Source organism: Haloarcula sp. MBLA0138, from assembly GCF_055632455.1.
The window spans coordinates 102,942-118,276 of the sequence record NZ_CM145746.1 but is presented as its reverse complement, the minus strand read 5'-3'; the positions used below and the strand labels follow the sequence as shown (position 1 = coordinate 118,276).

Below are 15,335 nucleotides of genomic sequence, written 5' to 3'. Positions count from 1 at the left end.
CGTTGCTAGAGCGCCTATTTGGTAGTTGCGAAGTCCCGCGCGCCCGTGGGAGCAGTACACAACCCACGCCGTCGGGACATCCGCGGCGCGGCCAGCGCGGACGGACGAGTGGCACCGGCCCGCCGGGAATCCGGGGAATTATGCCCGAGAAACCCCAAGCCCGGAACAATGGGAGTCCTCGAGAACAAAGCTCGCGCACGGACGTTCTACAAGTATCTCTCGAAGGTGTACGACCAGATCAACCCGTTCATCTGGGACGAGCGGATGCGCGACGAGGCCATCGGGATGCTCGACCTCGACGCCGACGACGCCGTGGTCGACATCGGCTGTGGCACGGGCTTTGCCACCGAGGGCCTCCTCCGACAGGTCGATACGGTCTACGGGCTCGACCAGAGCGCCCACCAGCTCTCGAAGGCCTACGAGAAGTTCGGCAGGCGCGGCGACGTGAAGTTCCACCTCGGCGACGCCGAGCGGCTCCCGTTCAGAGACGACACCTTCGACGTGGTGTGGTCCTCTGGCTCCATCGAGTACTGGCCCAATCCCGTCGACGCCCTCGAGGAGTGTCGCCGCATCGCCAAGCCCGGCGGACAGGTCCTCATCGTCGGCCCGGACTACCCCGACTCCGGCCTCTTCCAGAAGATGGCCGACGCCATCATGCTGTTCTACGACGAGGACGAGGCCGACCGGATGTTCACGCAGGCGGGCTTCGAGGAGTTCGAACACCACATCCAGCAATCCCGACCGGGCAGTCCCCGCGCCATCACCACCATCGCCGACGTGCCCGAGTGAGCGGCCAGAACTCCCCGCGGGCGCACGGCGTTCAGCCCTCGTCGACGGTCACGCCGGCGCTCGACCCGTTGGCTCTCGTGACGGTGACCGCGTAGTCGCCGCGGGGCTCGATAGTCCAGAGCCGGCCGTCGTCGCCGGTCCGGCCGACGCTGCGGCCGTCGATGCGGACGGTCGCGTCGACTGGCTCGCCGGTCGCGTTGTTCTCGACGACGACGAGGCCCGGCCCGGTCGCCACGGAGGGGGACCACTGGACGTGGGTGCCGTTCTCGACCGTCTCGATGGTCGCGGTGCTGGTCGCGGTCGTGAGTTCGCGGTACTGTATCTCGTAGAACGGGTTCGTCGTCCCGCCGTCGAGGTAGGTGACGAGCCGGCCGTAGCGGTGGTTGGCGGTGAACTGGTAGATGCCGGAGGTCCCGTAGACGTCGAGGCTCGGCCCCTGTCGCTCGTAGAGCCACGGGTACAGCTCGGAGGCGCGCAGGTCGGCGGCGAACAGCCGGTTCTGCTCGCTGGCGACGAACTGGTCGGTCGCGTTGGGCTGGCGCTCGTCGAGCAGGTGCGTCTCGCGGACGTACTCGCCGTCGGCGACCGTCGCGGCCATGTAGCCGCTTGTCGACACCTCGACGTACACCGGTGTCGTCGCGGTCTCGCCGGCTATCATTCCGCCGGTCCGCTGGCTCACCGGCCCCTGTAACACGGTCAGTTCGCCGTTGGTGTTGCTGAGTCTGGTCCGCAGCCCGCTCCCGAGGTCGTACTCCGGTTCGTTGCGCGCCGCGGCCCGAATCCGATCGAGCGTGGCCGACAGCTCCCGGGCCTCGGCGTCGACGAGCGCACGGGTGCGGAGGAACTCGGCGGCCGACAGCTGTCCGTCCGCGTACCGTGAGATGGCCCGGCGTTGGGTCCGCTGGAGCGCGCGCTTCTGCTCGACGACGCGGTCGAGCGCCTCTCGGACCGCGCGCGTCCGGTCGGCGTCGTCCTCCAGCCGGTAGAAGCGCCGTTCGAAGGTCCCGGCCTCGTGGCGCTGGTGGAGCTGCCGGGAGCCGGACGCGACCGCGGTCCCAACGTCGACGGTCGTCTCGTTGTACGCCGCCGCGCGGACCGACGCCCCGGGGACGGCGAGCTGGTTCGTCGTGTCGTTGACCGGGACGATGACCGGAAGCGTCGTGTCGTCGGACTCCGGCGTGGTCTGTGCCGCACCGGTGACCGGGACGACGCCGGCGGCGACCACCGAGAGGACGGCGAGGAGGGCGAGGGCGGAACGCATCACCGCCTGATACAGCCCGGGCGTACAAAAATTCCCCACATTCGCACGGGGTGTGTAGACGGCTGAGACGGCCCGAGACGTTTCAAAGAGCGCGCTGACGTTTTACTCTGGGATAGAAAGCGTTTTCCCCTCGGCACGTAGATGCTCTGGTGGCATGTCCCCGCGGCTAGCCCCGTTCCTCCTTGCCCTCCTCGTCGTCACGACGCCGGCGGTCGCCGCAGTCGCGGCCGTCCCGGCCGCCGCGGCCGGTCCGGCACAGCAGACGACCCCGACAGCCCCGGTCGTCGAGAACACGACGTTTTACGTCCAACTGCAGGCCGACGGCGACGCGCGGTGGACGATAACCGACACCTACGCGCTGGAGAGCGCCAACGAAACGGCGGCGTTCGAGGCGCTTGCGACGGACTACGCCGACGGTGAGACCGACACCGGCTGGGCCGCGGCGTTCCGGACAGCGAGCGACGGTGCCGCCGAGGCCACGGGTCGTGAGATGAACGTCACCGGGGTCCAGCGCGACTACGTCGTCGGCGAGCGCCGTGGGCGGCTCATCCTCGAGTTCACGTGGACCAACTTCGGGACGAGGGAAGGCGACCTCCTCATCGTCGACGACGTGTTCAACACGACCGACGGGACGTGGCTCCGGACGCTCGAAGCCGACCAGTCGCTCGTCGTCGCGCCGCCGTCGGGGTACGCCGTCGACAGCGCGCGCCCCCCGACGGCTCCGGAGGGCGGGGAGTTGCGTTACAGCGGGCCGCGGACGTTCGAGTCCGGCGACATCAGAATCGTCTACACGGGGAACCCCCCGACGCCGACGGACACGGCCACCTCGCCGCCCCCGACCGGACCGCGGTTCGGTAACCTGCCCCTGTGGCTCGGCGGCGCGCTGGTCGTCGCCGGTCTGCTCGCCGCGGTCGGGTACGCCGTCCGAAGCGACGAGGTAGGAGGAGGCGATGGGACGGCCGGCGCGGCGACGGGCGGGGACGACGGCTCCGGGCCGGCGGCCGGCGCGACACGGGAGACACCCGAGGCCGACGACGAGAGCGGGGACACGGACGACGAGATAGACGCCGAACTGCTGAGCGACGAGGAGCGCGTCGAGCGCCTGCTGGAGCGAAACGGCGGCCGGATGAAACAGGCCCGTATCGTCAAGGAGACGGGCTGGTCCAACGCCAAAGTCTCACAGCTGCTGTCCTCGATGGACGAGGACGACCGCATCGACAAGCTCCGCATCGGCCGGGAGAACCTCATCTCGTTCCCCGACGAGGACATCACCGACTTCGACCAGTAGCGGGCGGCGGCGAGTCGGCGCGGCGGTAACCGCCGCCCCCGGTTCGCAAACGTTTATTCGCCGGCCGGACCCAGTTCGTGGTATGAAAATCCTTGTCACGGTCAAGGAGGTGGCCGTCGTCGACGACGAGTTCGAGATAGACGGGCTGACCGTCGGCGACCGGTACGTGACCCGGGACCTCAACGAGTGGGACGACTACGCCGTCGAGGCGGCCGTCCGGATAGCGGAGGCGGCCGACGACGAGGTCGAAGTCGTGACCGTGACCGTCGGCCCGGCCGAGACGGAGGAGACCGTCCGGCAGGCGCTGGCGAAGGGGGCCGACCGCGCCGTCCGCGTGTGGGACGAGGCGCTGGCGGCGGCCGGGCTGCTCGACCCGGAGACGAAGGCGCGGGTGCTGGCGGCCGTCGCCGAGGAGGAGGAGCCGGACCTCGTCCTGACCGGGGTCCAGTCGGCCGACGACGGCTTCGGGGCGACGGGGGTGACCCTCGCCGAGAAACTGGGCTTCGAGTGGGCCGCGGTGGTCAACGACCTCGAACTGGACCGGGAGCGCGGCGTGGCACACGTCCACCGCGAACTGGAGGGCGGCGTCGAGGAACTGACCGACGTACAGCTCCCGGCCGTGCTGACGATACAGACCGGCATCAACGAGCCCCGCTACGCAAGCTTGCGGGGCATCCGACAGGCCCAGAGCAAGGAACTGGCCGAGCGGTCGCTGGCCGACCTCGACCTTTCGGGGGCCGACGTGGAGAGCCCGCTGGAACAGACGCGCCTCTACGAGCCCGAGAGCGAGGGCGAGGCGACGGTGTTCGAAGGGAGCGCCGAGGAGACGGCGGCCGAACTGGCGACGGTCCTGCGGGAGAAGGGGGTGGGCGGGCAATGACAGTCCTGACCGTGGCCGAACACCGGCGGGGGGAGCTGCGCGACGTGAGCCTCGAGCTGCTGACCGCCGGGCGCGAACTGGCCGACGCCACGGGCGGGGAGCTACACGCCGTCGTCGTCGGCGGCGACGTGGCGACGTTCGGCGAGCGGCTGAACCGCGAGGGCGTCGACGCCGTCCACACCGTCGACGAGGGCGCGGAGTTCAACCACGACGTGACGGTACAGGCCGTCGAGCAAGTGGTCGACGCCGTCGAGCCGACACTCCTGCTCGCACCCAACTCGGTCAACGGGCTGGACTACGCCCCCGCGCTGGCGAGCCGGCTGGGCTGGCCGCTGGTGACCGACGCCGTCTCCCTCTCGTACGACGACAGCCTGACGGTGACCCGCGAGCTGTACGGCTCGAAGACCGAGACGACCATCGACGTCCACGCGGAGCGCGCGGCGGTCACCGTCCGCCCCGGGGAGTGGCCCGCGGCCGAGGGGACCGGCGACGCCGCCGTCGAGCCCTTCGAGGCGACGATAGACGAGTCGGCGGTCCGCTCGACGGTGACCGGCTTCGAGGAGGTCGGTAGCGGCGAGGTCGACATCACCGACGCCGACGTGCTGGTCTCGGTCGGCCGGGGCATCGAGGAGGAGGAGAACCTCGACCTGATTTTCGACCTCGCGGAGACGCTGGACGCCACCGTCGCGGGGTCCCGACCGCTCATCGACAACGGCTGGCTGGCGAAAGACCGGCAGGTCGGCCAGAGCGGGAAGGTCGTCACGCCCGAGGTCTACATCGCCGTCGGCATCTCGGGGGCCGTCCAACACGTCGCGGGGATGAAGGGCAGCGACACCATCGTCGCCGTCAACACCGACCCGAACGCCCCCATCTTCGACGTCGCGGACTACGGCGTGGTCGGCGACCTGTTCGAGGTCGTCCCGGCGCTCACCGAGCAGTTCGAGTGAGCGGGGTGCTCCGCAGACGGGTGATAAGGTACTTTTCCGTGCGGCCCTGAACGGCGACCAATGGAGTATCTCGAGCGGCGTCGTGACCGCGTCGAGGAGCGACTGCGGGCCGTTCTCGACGGCGTCGAGCCGGACGAACTCGCCGAGCAGGTCCGCCACGTCGCCCTCTCGGGAGGCAAGCGCGTCCGGCCGACGGTGACCGTACTCGTCTGCGAGGCGCTGGGCGGCGAGCCAGCCGACGCGGTGGAGTTCGCGGTCGGCATCGAGTTGGTTCACAACGCCTCGCTGGTCGTCGACGACATCATCGACGAGTCCGAACTCCGGCGCGGGACGCCGTCGGCGTGGGCGGAGTTCGGCCACGGGCCGGCCATCATCGCCTCGGACGGCCTGCTCGGGGAGGCGTTCGCGCTGTTTTCCAGCGACGAGCGGGCGATGCAGGCCGTCGCCGAGTCGATGGTCGAACTCGGCGAAGGTGAGGCGACCGAACTGGTCGCCCAGCCGACCGACGAGGACGAGTACATGGAACTGGCCCGCCGCAAGACCGGCGCGCTGTTCCGGGCCGGGGCGGAACTGGGGGCCATCGCGGCCGACGCCGACCCCTACACCGTCGAGGCGATGGGCCAGTACGCCGAGCGGGTCGGGGTCGCGTTCCAGATGCGCGACGACGTGTTGGACGCCACCGCCGACGCCGAGAAACTCGGGAAGCCCACGGGCCACGACGCCGAGATGGACCGCCCCTCGCTGGTCGAGGTGACCGACCTCTCGCCCGAGGAGGCCAACCAGCGCGCCCGCGAGGAGTCCGACGCGGCCTTGGAGGCGCTCTCGACGGTCGACGCGCCCGAGTCCCAGTCCATGGAGTACCTGCGCGACCTCGCGGAGTTCGTCGTCGTGCGCGAACGGTAGGGCTTTTGCCCGCCGCCGGTCAACTCCCGCCAAATGAGAGTCATCGGCATCGTCGGTCTGCCGGGCAGCGGCAAGAGCGAGGCGGCCAACGTCGCCGCCGACGCCGGGGTCCCGGTCGTGACGATGGGCGACGTCATCCGCGCGGAGTGTCGGGACCGCGGGCTGGACCCGGCGACCGACCACGGCACCGTCGCCACGGCGCTACGCGAGGAGAACGGCCCCGCGGCCATCGCCGAGCGGTCGCTGCCGGTCATCGAGGCCGAACTGGAGGACGCCGACACCGTCGTCGTCGACGGCATCCGCTCGGACACCGAGGTCGAGGCCTTCGAAGAGGCCTTCGGCGACGCGTTCCTGCTCGTGGCGGTCGACGCCCCCTTCGAGTTGCGCGCCGAGCGCCTCGACGTGCGCGGCCGGGACGCGGACGCCGACGACGGCGGCGAGTCCCTCGCGGACCGCGACGAGCGCGAACTGGGCTTCGGGATGGGCGACGCCATGGAGATGGCCGACTACACAATCGAGAACACCGCGACGCTGGCGGCGTTCCAGCGGACGGTCCGCACCCTGCTGCGCGACGGGCCGGAGGCGCTGGAATGAGCGCCGTCTACAGCGTCGATGTGGAGGTGTACGCCCCGGTCAGCGACACCGAGGTCACCGCCCGCGTCGCCGACGCCGTCACCACCCTCTTTCCCGACGCCGACCCAGAACAACGCGCCGGGGAGCTGTACGCCGAGGTCCACTCGATGGAGGCGTTCTCCGAGTTGCTCCACCGCGCGGAGATTCTGGACACCGCCCGCTCGGTCTTCTTCGACGGGCTGGAGGACGGGACCTTCGCGTTCGACCTGAAGAAGCAGGCGGCCTTCGAGGGACGGGTCAACTTCGCCGTCGGCGACCCCTCCGAACTGGGCGACATCCACGTCGTCGTCACCGTCCGCGACCCCGACGCCGAATCGTACATCGACTACGTCGCGCCGCCGACCGAGGACGGCACGCCCCTCGACGTGGACGGCGAATGACGACCGCGCTCTGTTTCGACGTGGACGGGACGCTCGTCCACCGGACCGAACCGTACGCCGAGGTGATACGGGCGACCCTCTCGGACCACGGCATCGACGCCGACGACGCGCTGGTGGCGACCGCCGAGGAGGCGTTTGGCACCGCCCACGGGGCGCTCGAACCGGCCCCTTTCGAGCAGGCGATGCGGGCCGTCCTCGACGAGGCGGGACGGGAGGGCGACCCCGCGACGATGGTGGAGACCCTTCGCGAGCGCGCGTACGCGACGACCGAGGTACCCGAGGCCGCCCGCGAGAGCCTGTCGTCGCTGGGGGCGGACGAGCCGCTGGGCGTCGTCACCGACGGTGTCCGGGACTGGCAGGTCGCCAAGCTGGAACACCACGGCCTGTTGGAGCTGTTCGACGCCGTCGTCGCCTCCTACGAGGCCGGCGCGCACAAGGCCGACGGCGCGCCCTACGACCTGCTGCGCGAGCGCCTGCCCGCCGACGAGTACGTGATGGTCGGCGACGACTACGAGGCCGACGTGGCCGGCGCGCGGGCGGCCGGGTTCGTCCCCGTCCGCTACGAGCGCGACAGCGACGGGCCGGACCTGTGGGCCACCGTCGACGCCCTGCTATAGGCCGCTGACGAAGATGGCGACCCACTCGCCCAGTTCTCGGCGGCGCGTGACCCGCACCGACTCGACCCACTTGACCCACTGGAACCCCCGGCGGCCGGGCGCGACGAGGCGCGCGGGGAAGCCGTGGCCGTGCGAGAGCCGTTCGCCGTCGACGTGGGTCGCCAGCACCGCGTCCCGGGCCTCGGCCAGCGGCAGGCTCCAGCGGTAGCCGGTCACCGACCGGAACTGGACCCACGCGGCCCCGTCGGCGACGCCGGCCGCGTCGAGCAGGTCCCCGACCCGGACGCCCCGCCACGCGTGGCCGGAGTACCACCCGCTCGTGCAGTCGAGGACGGCGTCCGCGGTGGCGTCGGTCGGCAGGTCGGCGAGCGCGTAGTCGGCCGGCGCGGCGACGCGGCCCCCGACCGAGAGCCGCCAGTCGGCGGCGTCGACCGGGTCGGGGTCGTCGGCGACCCAACTGGTCACCGGGAAGCGGTTGCCGTCGCCGGACCCCTCCTCCCGGGAGCCCGTGAACCGCCGGTCCGCGCCCGCCGTCTCCAGCGCGTCGTTGACCGGCCCTTGGAGCCGCCAGACGACGGCTCCGGTCGCGACGAGACCGGCGTACCGCAACGCGTCCCGACGCCCCTGTCGGACGGCGGTCGCGGGCGAGTGGAGTCGATACCACAGGTGCCACGCCAGCAGCGGCGCGACCAACAGTCCGAGGGCGACGTGGAGGTGAAAGAGGCCCCACGGTCCCAAATCGAGCGTCCCGCCGAACACCCACCAGACGCCGGTCGTCAGCGCGGCCGTCGCGTCGACCGCAAGCGCCAGCGAGAGGACGCGGGGTGCAGTGAGCCGGTCGGGCGCGACCCGGTGGCGGACCCGCCAGAGCTTCGCCGCGACCAGCGCCACGAGGACGAGGCCGGCGGCCGCGTGAACGTCGACGACCCACGCGGTGTCGGGCGTGCCAGTGAACATCGTCGCCACGCCCGTCCCAAGCAGGACCGCGACCGCGGCGAACAGCCCCCAGTCGACGGCGCGGGGCGACGGGAGCAACGAGCGGTACATGGGCGACGTTAGCACTGGACGGACAAGAACCGTCCGCCGGTCAGTACGAGCGCTCGGCGACGACGGCCCCGTCGGCGTCACGGACCGTCACCGTGTCGCCGTCGTTGTTCCAGACCGCGCCCGACCGACCCCAGTAGCGGTCGGCGTCGGTGTCGGTCCCGCGGCCGGTGTGTAGCGTCACCGTCGCGCCCGGGGCGAGGACGAGTGCGTCGAACGTGTAGCGGTGGCCCGCCGCGTCGGCGACGGTCCACCCCGCGAGCGAGCGCGGCTCTGCCCCGCGGTTGGCGAGGACGACGTACTCGTCGTTCAGGTTCTCGTTGTCGTTGCCCGGGGCGTCGGCGCGGACCTCGCTGACCACGACCCCGTCGACGGCGGTCGTCCCGCCGTCGGCGGCTACTGTAGTCGCGCCGTCGTCACCCGCCGCCCCGCTACTGGCTGTCGTCCCGCTGTCGACACACGTCCACAGCCCCCGGCGCTCGCTCCGGGCCGTCGACTCCGCGGCGTAGAAGGCGTCGCTGCGGGTAAACTCGCTGTCGTAGACCCGGCCCTGTCCCGCGGCGACGGCGCGGTAGTTGAACAGACGGTCCTCGACCACGACGTACGCGAGCAGACGGTCGTAGTACCCCCGGCGGTCGAGGTTCGGGTCGAACGCGAGGCCGACCGACTCGCCCAACAGCCGCCGCTTGGCGAACGTCGAGGCGTTTGTCCCTGCCGCCCGCAGGCAGTCCCGGCCGGCGGCCGTCGTCGGCACGCCCTCGAACTCCGCGGGGTCGGTCTCGGCGTGGACCTCCGGCGTGTCGATGCCGACGAGGCGGACCGTGTCGGTGGTCCCGTCGGGATAGGCGACGCGTATCGTGTCGCCGTCGACGACGGCGGTAACGCTCACCTCGACGGCCGGGTCGGGGACGGCAACCGCGTCCGCCGCCCCGCTCGGAGCCGGCGTTCCGGTAGGCGTCTCCGCGACCGGGCCGGCACAGCCGGCGAGAGCGAGCAGCACCGCGGCGACGACGAGCGCGCGCATCGTCCGAGAGACGGCGGCGAGGGACACAAGCCTACCGGCTCGACCCGTCACTCGCCTCACAGTTATGGGGGTGGCGCGAGACGCCCCACGTAGGATGCTCGTTCCCCTACCGGTCAGCGAGGTCATGAACGCGCCCGCACGGACCATCGGTCCCGACGCCGCCATCGTCGACGCCGCCGCGCGGCTGCGCGACGAGGGCATCGGGTCGCTGGTCGTCGCCGCGGACGGCGAGTGTCTCGGCATCATCACGGAGAGCGACGTGGTGGCGGTCACCGCGGAACGGGGCGACACGACCGCGCTCACCGTCGGCGACGTGATGGCGACCTCGCTGGTGACGATACGCCCGGGCGCGAGCGTCGAGGACGCCGTCGAGCGGCTGCGGACCCACGGCATCAAGAAGCTCCCCGTCGTCGACGACGGCGACCTCGTCGGCATCGTCACGACGACCGACCTCTCGAACTACATCCCACATCTGGCCCACCGGCCGGCCGCGACCGAGACACAGACCCAGCGCCAGCGGTTCACGCGTCCCGACACCCTCTACGAGGACGACGACTGGGAGTTCGAGAGCTACGGGACCGCCGACGGCATCGACGTTGGCGACCACGTCCGCTTCACCAAGACCCTCTCCGAGGCCGACGTGGAGGCCTTCGCCGAGGCCAGCGGCGACACGAACCGGCTGCACTTAGACGAGGCGTTCGCCGAGGGGAGCCGGTTCGGCCGACGCATCGTCCACGGGACGCTCGTCGCGGGGCTCATCAGCGCCGCGCTCGCGCGCCTGCCCGGACTGACTATTTACCTCTCACAGGAGCTGAGCTACCGCGGCCCCGTCGACGTCGGCGAGCGGGTCACCGCCCACTGCGAGGTCGTCGAGCGCATCCGGGACGACCGGTTTCGGCTGGTGACGGCCGTCGACGACGCCGACGGGGAGTGCGTCGTCGAGGGCGACGCCGTCGTCATCTCGGACCCAATCCCCGAGCGCGACGAGTGAGCCGGTACGCTGGATGTTAGCGATTGCCAATAGTTAAGCGGTCACGCCCGTATACCCCCGCGTATGGAGGCAATCGAGCAGCCGACGTTCGACAGCGAGGCGGCCGAGGCGGTGTACCGCTGCGTCGAGCGCCACGGGACGGCGACGCGACACCGCGTCCGGCAGATGACGGAACTGGGTCCCGACGAGTTCGGCGACGCGCTCGACGCGCTCGCGGCGAAGGGGTACATCGAGGACGACGGCGGGACGCTGCGGCTGGCGCTGGAGGTCGGCGCGGTCGAGCGCTACCGGACCGGGGACGTGGCCTACACCATCCGGCCGGCGAGTCCCGACGACTTCGAGGGGCTGGTGGCGACCATCAGGGATGTCTCCGACGAGGCCACCTACGTCGTCGCCGAGAGCGTCGCCGAGCAGTTGCTGTACGAGGACGCCGTCACCCGCCACAACACGGTGAAATCGCGGGTGTTCTTCGTCGCCACCGTCGACGACGAGGTAGTCGGGTGGTGTCACCTCGACCTGCCCCAACTGGACAAGCTCCGGGAGACGGCCGAACTGACCGTCGGCGTCGCCAAGGCCCACCGCGGGACGGGCATCGGCAGCCAACTGGTGGAGCGGGGCCTCGACTGGGCGCGGGCCAACGGCTACCGGAAGCTGTACAACAGCGTCCCGGCGGTCAACGAGCGCGCGATGGCGTTTCTCGAAGACCACGGCTGGCACACGGAGGGCATCCGCCGGGACCACTACACCATCGGCGACGAGCAGGTCGACGAGGTGAACATGGCCTACACCTTCGACTAGGCCAGCAACAGCGCCAGCGCGAGCGCTATCCAGACGACTTTCAGGAGGGTGTTGACGGCGACGACCTTCGAGCCGAACTCGCGGCCCCAGATGCCGTACTGGAAGGGAATCGAGCGCTTGAACGTCGTGACGGCGAAGGAGACGATGCCGCCGACGAGCATCGTGGCGACGGCGGTCCGGGCGGTGAAGACCCCGTCCCGGACCAGCGGCGCGATGACGACCGCCCCGGTGGTGGTGTCGAGCGCGAACGCGGCGACGACAGGGACCGCCGCACCCGGGAGTCCCAGCAGGCCCGCGAGTCCGTCGGCCGCGCCGGCGACGGTCGCCCCGTCCCGGCCGACGGCGGCGAGCAACCGGTCGCCGTAGGCGACCAGCAGGGAGACGACGGCGTAGATGACCGCGAGCCGCGGGAGGATGTCTCGGACCTTCGACTTCGTCTCGCCGTAGGCGTCCCGTAGCGCTGCCCGGCGGGTCGCCGGCGTGTCCGCCTCCGGGTCGGCGTCGCCCCCGTCGGTGGTCGCGGCGGCGTCCGCGTCGCCCCCGACGTTCGACGCGTCGAGCACGAGCGCCCCGGCGGCGATGCCGGTCAGCGTGATGGCGAGCGCGACGAGGCCGCGGGTCGTGACGTACAGCAGGCCGACCCGCGCCCCGAGGACGGGAATCAGGATGGGCGCGTAGAACGTGACGATGTGCTGGGCGAACCCGAAGAAGGTGTTGATGGTCACGGCCACGAGCGTCGCCCGGTCGTCGAGGACGCCCGACTCGCGGAAGTCGGCCAGCATCCCGTAGCCCGCCGTCGGCGAGGCCGTCGTCGTCAGGATGGCGGTCCCCACCTCGTCCGGGAGGTTCGCCGGTCCCGTGAGATAACGCGACACGGCGGCGATGCGGTCGACGAGGCCGAACGCGACCGCGAGGTTGGCGAGGAACACGCCCAGCGAGAGGAAGACCGTGATGCGCACGACCCGGTAGGCGACGTCCGCGAGGACGCCGGCGACCCCGGCGAGGACGGGCACCGACTGCACGTGCCGGTATCGGGCCGGCGGGCGCAAAGGTCCGTCGATGGCCGACGGCAGCGCCAGCAGATATATCAGGGGCGCTGGCGAGACGTGGGACATGGTCGGCCAGTCGGGGCCAACAGCGGTGCTCCACGTCAGCGACAGTGCCAGCGAGACGAGGGTCGTCGAGGCGTTCGACCGGCGCGAGCGGGCCACGGACCTGCGGACGGTGACCGACGCCGAGGCGGCCCGGTCGTCGCTTTCGGACGGGTGGGCCGAGTGTCTGGTCGTCACCTGCCGTGACGCCGACAGCGGCGCGCTCGCGCTCGTCGGGTGGGCAGCCGAGGCCCTGCCGGCGCTCCCCTGTATCGTCTACACCGGCGGTGCCGACGGCGTCGTCGAGGCCGCGCTGGACGCCGGCGCGACGGACTGTGTCGCCGTCGGCGGCCGCGAGGGCGCGTCGCTGCTCGCCCACCGCGTCGAGACGGCCGTCGACCACGCGGCGACGGTCGCCGACCTCGAACGGACGGAGGCGCGCTTCGAGTCGCTGACCGAGAACACGACGTTCTGTGTCGTCACCGTCGACGCCGACAGCGTCGTGCAGTTCGCCAGCGACCCCGTCGAGGACCTGTTCGGCTACGCGCCGTCGGAACTGGTCGGGCGGCCGCTGACGGCGGTGATGCCCGAGCGGTTCCACGAACCCCACCACGAGGGCGTCGCGCGGTACCTCGAAACGGGCGAGCGTGAACTCGACTGGGACTGGATAGAACTGCCCGCACAGCACCGCGACGGGACCGAGTTCCCGGTCGGCGTCTCCTTCGGCGAGCGCGAGAGCAGCGACGGCCACCTGTTCACCGCGGTCATCCGGGACATCACCGAGCGCAAGGAGCGCGAGGAGCGGGTGGCGAAGCAGGCGACGGCGCTGGAACAGTCGATAGACGGCGTCGCCATCCTCGACGGGGACGGCCGCTTCGAGTTCCTCAACGAGGCCCACGCGGGGCTGTACGGGTACGACGACGCGACCGAACTGCTCGGCGAGAAGTGGACGGCCCTGTACGGCGACGACCAGCGCGAGCGGTTCCGCGACGAGGTGTTCCCGGAGATGCGCGAGACCGGCGAGTGGCGCGGCGAGACCGTCGGCACCCGCGCCGACGGGTCGACGTTCCCGCAGGCGGTGTCGCTGACGCGGCTCGACGACGGCGGCCTCGTCTGTGTCGTTCGCGACATCAGCGAGCGCGTCGAGCGCCGCCGGGAACTGGAGTCGGAGCGGCAGTTCGTCGAGACGGTCATCAACACGCTGTCGGACGTGTTCTACGTCCTCGACACCGACGGGACCTTCCGGCGCTGGAACGACCGGATGGAGGCGGTGACCGGCTACACCGGCGACGAGCTATCGTCGATGCACGCGCTCGAAGTCATCCCGCAGGAGGACCACGACCTCATCGGCGAGAGCCTGGCCACGGTCATGCGGGACGGCGAGACGGCGACGCCGCGGTCGGCGCTGCTGACCAAGCAGGGCGACCGCATCCCCTACGAGTTCAGCGGGAGCCCAGTCGTCGACGCCGACGGCGAGGTGGTCGGGCTGGCCGGTATCGGCCGCGACATCACCGACGAGCGACTGCGCGGACAGCGCCTCTCGGTTCTCTCCCGGGTCCTCCGGCACAACGTCCGGAACCGCGTCAACGTCGTCGTCGGCCGGGCGGAACACGTCGTCGAGACGACCGACGACCCGGCGGTGGCCGAGAGCGCCGCTCACATCGAACGGGCGGCCGGGGACCTGCTGGGCACCAGTGAGCAGGTCCACGAGGCCGAGTCGCTGTTGCGGGACCGGCCGGACCGGGAGACGGTCGACCTCGTCACCTGCGTCCGCCGGGGCGTCGAGCGGGCCACAGTCCCGGAGTCGGCCGGCATCGACGTCACCGCACCGTCGACGGCACCGGTCATCGCCACGAGAGCCGTCGGCGTCGCCGTCGCGGAACTCGTCGAGAACGCCGTCGAGCACACCGACACCGAGACAGTGTCGGTCCGGGCCGACAGCTACGCCGACGAGAGCGCGGTCGTCGTCGCCGACGACGGCCCGGGACTGCCGCCACACGAGCGGCGCGTCCTCGCCGGCGAGGTCGAGACGCCCCTGAGCCACGGCACCGGACTCGGCCTGTGGGTCGTCAACTGGGTCGTCACCGCCGCCGGCGGCCGGACGGTCGTCGACGACGAGGACGGGACGACCGTCAGGCTCGTCTTCCCGACCGCCTAGACGAACAGGCGGACGACGGCGAACAGCACCACCACGCCGAGTACGTCACAGACGTTCGTGACCACCGGAATCGCCACGTCGTCGGGGTCGAGTTCGAACCGGTAGGCCGCGTAGGTCGTCACCACCGTGACGAGGACGGCCAGCGCAGCGAGGACGAGGCCGCTCGCCAGCGCCACTGCCACGACCGTCGCCAGCGGGAGCGCGGTCGCGCCCAGAAGCGCCTGCAGCGCCCACGCGCCGGCACCGACCAGCGGGAAGATGGTCGCGGCCAGCGCCACCGTCGCGGCGGCGTTGCCCGCCAGCCGGTCGTCGGTCGGCGAGAAGGAGAGCAGTCCGAGGTGAAACGCCGTCGAGAGCCGCGCCGCGAGGATGCTCCCGAGGTTGCCCGCCATCCCGATGGTGACGGGGACGAGGACGAGCAGCGACGGGTACCGCAGCAGCGTCGACTCGAAGGTGTCCAACACCAGCCCGCTCCCGAGTTCGACGGCGGTCAGGACCACGAGGACCGGGAGCATCCGACGGACGATACCC

The 15,335-nt window shown here is 71.2% G+C and carries 16 protein-coding genes; 11 read left to right on the top strand and 5 right to left on the bottom strand.

Going from position 1 to position 15,335, the window contains the following annotated elements; translation table 11 throughout:
- Positions 1-168: 168 nt before the first annotated feature.
- Complete coding sequence (locus ACV7JO_RS00610) at positions 169-789, top strand: methyltransferase domain-containing protein (protein WP_470354402.1); 621 nt, start codon at positions 169-171, stop codon at positions 787-789.
- 31 nt (positions 790-820) lie between these two features.
- On the opposite strand, the gene ACV7JO_RS00605 is transcribed toward ACV7JO_RS00610, so the two are convergent.
- Positions 821-2,050 carry a DUF7096 domain-containing protein gene (locus ACV7JO_RS00605; protein WP_470354401.1) on the bottom strand — a complete coding sequence of 410 codons (1,230 nt, stop codon included), beginning with the start codon at positions 2,048-2,050 and terminating at the stop codon, positions 821-823.
- Positions 2,051-2,204: 154 nt separating this feature from the next.
- On the opposite strand from ACV7JO_RS00605, the gene ACV7JO_RS00600 reads away from it, so the two are divergent.
- The 7 genes from ACV7JO_RS00600 (at position 2,205) to ACV7JO_RS00570 (ending at position 7,698) form a co-directional block, all read left to right on the top strand.
- Complete coding sequence (locus ACV7JO_RS00600; RefSeq protein ID WP_470354400.1) at positions 2,205-3,338, top strand: helix-turn-helix transcriptional regulator; 1,134 nt, start codon at positions 2,205-2,207, stop codon at positions 3,336-3,338.
- An 82-nt stretch (positions 3,339-3,420) separates the two neighbouring features.
- Positions 3,421-4,218 carry an electron transfer flavoprotein subunit beta/FixA family protein gene (locus tag ACV7JO_RS00595; protein ID WP_470354399.1) on the top strand — a complete coding sequence of 266 codons (798 nt, stop codon included), beginning with the start codon at positions 3,421-3,423 and terminating at the stop codon, positions 4,216-4,218.
- A complete protein-coding gene (locus ACV7JO_RS00590; protein ID WP_470354398.1) occupies positions 4,215-5,165 on the top strand; it encodes an electron transfer flavoprotein subunit alpha/FixB family protein in 951 nt (316 codons plus the stop codon). Before ACV7JO_RS00595 ends, ACV7JO_RS00590 begins: the two co-directional genes overlap by 4 nt.
- 60 nt (positions 5,166-5,225) lie before the next feature.
- A complete protein-coding gene (locus ACV7JO_RS00585; protein ID WP_470354397.1) occupies positions 5,226-6,068 on the top strand; it encodes a polyprenyl synthetase family protein in 843 nt (280 codons plus the stop codon).
- Positions 6,069-6,101: 33 nt separating this feature from the next.
- On the top strand, positions 6,102-6,662 hold the full coding sequence (locus ACV7JO_RS00580) for an AAA family ATPase (protein WP_470354396.1): 561 nt from the start codon (positions 6,102-6,104) through the stop codon (positions 6,660-6,662).
- On the top strand, positions 6,659-7,081 hold the full coding sequence (locus tag ACV7JO_RS00575; RefSeq protein ID WP_470354395.1) for an RNA-binding domain-containing protein: 423 nt from the start codon (positions 6,659-6,661) through the stop codon (positions 7,079-7,081). The genes ACV7JO_RS00580 and ACV7JO_RS00575 overlap by 4 nt, the downstream gene beginning before the upstream one ends.
- A complete protein-coding gene (locus ACV7JO_RS00570; protein ID WP_470354394.1) occupies positions 7,078-7,698 on the top strand; it encodes an HAD family hydrolase in 621 nt (206 codons plus the stop codon). The genes ACV7JO_RS00575 and ACV7JO_RS00570 overlap by 4 nt, the downstream gene beginning before the upstream one ends.
- On the opposite strand, the gene ACV7JO_RS00565 is transcribed toward ACV7JO_RS00570, so the two are convergent.
- Positions 7,693-8,745: a molybdopterin-dependent oxidoreductase gene (locus ACV7JO_RS00565; RefSeq protein WP_470354393.1), complete on the bottom strand. Its 1,053-nt coding sequence runs from the start codon at positions 8,743-8,745 to the stop codon at positions 7,693-7,695. The two genes, ACV7JO_RS00570 and ACV7JO_RS00565, sit on opposite strands and share 6 nt — an antisense overlap.
- A gap of 40 nt (positions 8,746-8,785) precedes the next feature.
- Positions 8,786-9,766: a lamin tail domain-containing protein gene (locus tag ACV7JO_RS00560; protein ID WP_470354392.1), complete on the bottom strand. Its 981-nt coding sequence runs from the start codon at positions 9,764-9,766 to the stop codon at positions 8,786-8,788.
- Positions 9,767-9,860: 94 nt separating this feature from the next.
- On the opposite strand from ACV7JO_RS00560, the gene ACV7JO_RS00555 reads away from it, so the two are divergent.
- Positions 9,861-10,757 (top strand): CBS domain-containing protein, encoded by an 897-nt coding sequence (locus ACV7JO_RS00555; protein ID WP_470354391.1) that lies wholly within the window; start codon positions 9,861-9,863, stop codon positions 10,755-10,757.
- Positions 10,758-10,820: 63 nt separating this feature from the next.
- Entirely contained in the window at positions 10,821-11,555 is a 735-nt protein-coding gene (locus ACV7JO_RS00550; protein ID WP_470354390.1) for a GNAT family N-acetyltransferase, read from the top strand.
- Here ACV7JO_RS00550 and ACV7JO_RS00545 read toward each other — a convergent pair.
- Positions 11,552-12,670 (bottom strand): nucleoside recognition protein, encoded by a 1,119-nt coding sequence (locus ACV7JO_RS00545; protein WP_470354389.1) that lies wholly within the window; start codon positions 12,668-12,670, stop codon positions 11,552-11,554. The genes ACV7JO_RS00550 and ACV7JO_RS00545 overlap by 4 nt on opposite strands.
- Here ACV7JO_RS00545 and ACV7JO_RS00540 point away from each other — a divergent pair.
- Positions 12,669-14,804 (top strand): PAS domain-containing protein, encoded by a 2,136-nt coding sequence (locus ACV7JO_RS00540; protein ID WP_470354388.1) that lies wholly within the window; start codon positions 12,669-12,671, stop codon positions 14,802-14,804. The genes ACV7JO_RS00545 and ACV7JO_RS00540 overlap by 2 nt on opposite strands.
- Here ACV7JO_RS00540 and ACV7JO_RS00535 read toward each other — a convergent pair.
- Positions 14,801-15,319: a magnesium transporter gene (locus ACV7JO_RS00535; protein WP_470355794.1), complete on the bottom strand. Its 519-nt coding sequence runs from the start codon at positions 15,317-15,319 to the stop codon at positions 14,801-14,803. The genes ACV7JO_RS00540 and ACV7JO_RS00535 overlap by 4 nt on opposite strands.
- Between the last annotated feature and the right edge of the window lie 16 nt (positions 15,320-15,335).

Excerpts from the sequence above, each read along its gene's own strand:
- ACV7JO_RS00610 (WP_470354402.1), top strand. The coding sequence starts at position 169 with ATGGGAGTCCTCGAGAACAAAGCTCGCGCACGGACGTTCTACAAGTAT.
- ACV7JO_RS00605 (WP_470354401.1), bottom strand. The coding sequence starts at position 2,050 with ATGCGTTCCGCCCTCGCCCTCCTCGCCGTCCTCTCGGTGGTCGCCGCC.
- ACV7JO_RS00600 (WP_470354400.1), top strand. The coding sequence starts at position 2,205 with ATGTCCCCGCGGCTAGCCCCGTTCCTCCTTGCCCTCCTCGTCGTCACG.
- ACV7JO_RS00595 (WP_470354399.1), top strand. The coding sequence starts at position 3,421 with ATGAAAATCCTTGTCACGGTCAAGGAGGTGGCCGTCGTCGACGACGAG.
- ACV7JO_RS00590 (WP_470354398.1), top strand. The coding sequence starts at position 4,215 with ATGACAGTCCTGACCGTGGCCGAACACCGGCGGGGGGAGCTGCGCGAC.
- ACV7JO_RS00585 (WP_470354397.1), top strand. The coding sequence starts at position 5,226 with ATGGAGTATCTCGAGCGGCGTCGTGACCGCGTCGAGGAGCGACTGCGG.
- ACV7JO_RS00580 (WP_470354396.1), top strand. The coding sequence starts at position 6,102 with ATGAGAGTCATCGGCATCGTCGGTCTGCCGGGCAGCGGCAAGAGCGAG.
- ACV7JO_RS00575 (WP_470354395.1), top strand. The coding sequence starts at position 6,659 with ATGAGCGCCGTCTACAGCGTCGATGTGGAGGTGTACGCCCCGGTCAGC.
- ACV7JO_RS00570 (WP_470354394.1), top strand. The coding sequence starts at position 7,078 with ATGACGACCGCGCTCTGTTTCGACGTGGACGGGACGCTCGTCCACCGG.
- ACV7JO_RS00565 (WP_470354393.1), bottom strand. The coding sequence starts at position 8,745 with ATGTACCGCTCGTTGCTCCCGTCGCCCCGCGCCGTCGACTGGGGGCTG.
- ACV7JO_RS00560 (WP_470354392.1), bottom strand. The coding sequence starts at position 9,766 with ATGCGCGCGCTCGTCGTCGCCGCGGTGCTGCTCGCTCTCGCCGGCTGT.
- ACV7JO_RS00555 (WP_470354391.1), top strand. The coding sequence starts at position 9,861 with ATGCTCGTTCCCCTACCGGTCAGCGAGGTCATGAACGCGCCCGCACGG.
- ACV7JO_RS00550 (WP_470354390.1), top strand. The coding sequence starts at position 10,821 with ATGGAGGCAATCGAGCAGCCGACGTTCGACAGCGAGGCGGCCGAGGCG.
- ACV7JO_RS00540 (WP_470354388.1), top strand. The coding sequence starts at position 12,669 with ATGGTCGGCCAGTCGGGGCCAACAGCGGTGCTCCACGTCAGCGACAGT.
- ACV7JO_RS00545 (WP_470354389.1), bottom strand. The coding sequence starts at position 12,670 with ATGTCCCACGTCTCGCCAGCGCCCCTGATATATCTGCTGGCGCTGCCG.
- ACV7JO_RS00535 (WP_470355794.1), bottom strand. The coding sequence starts at position 15,319 with ATGCTCCCGGTCCTCGTGGTCCTGACCGCCGTCGAACTCGGGAGCGGG.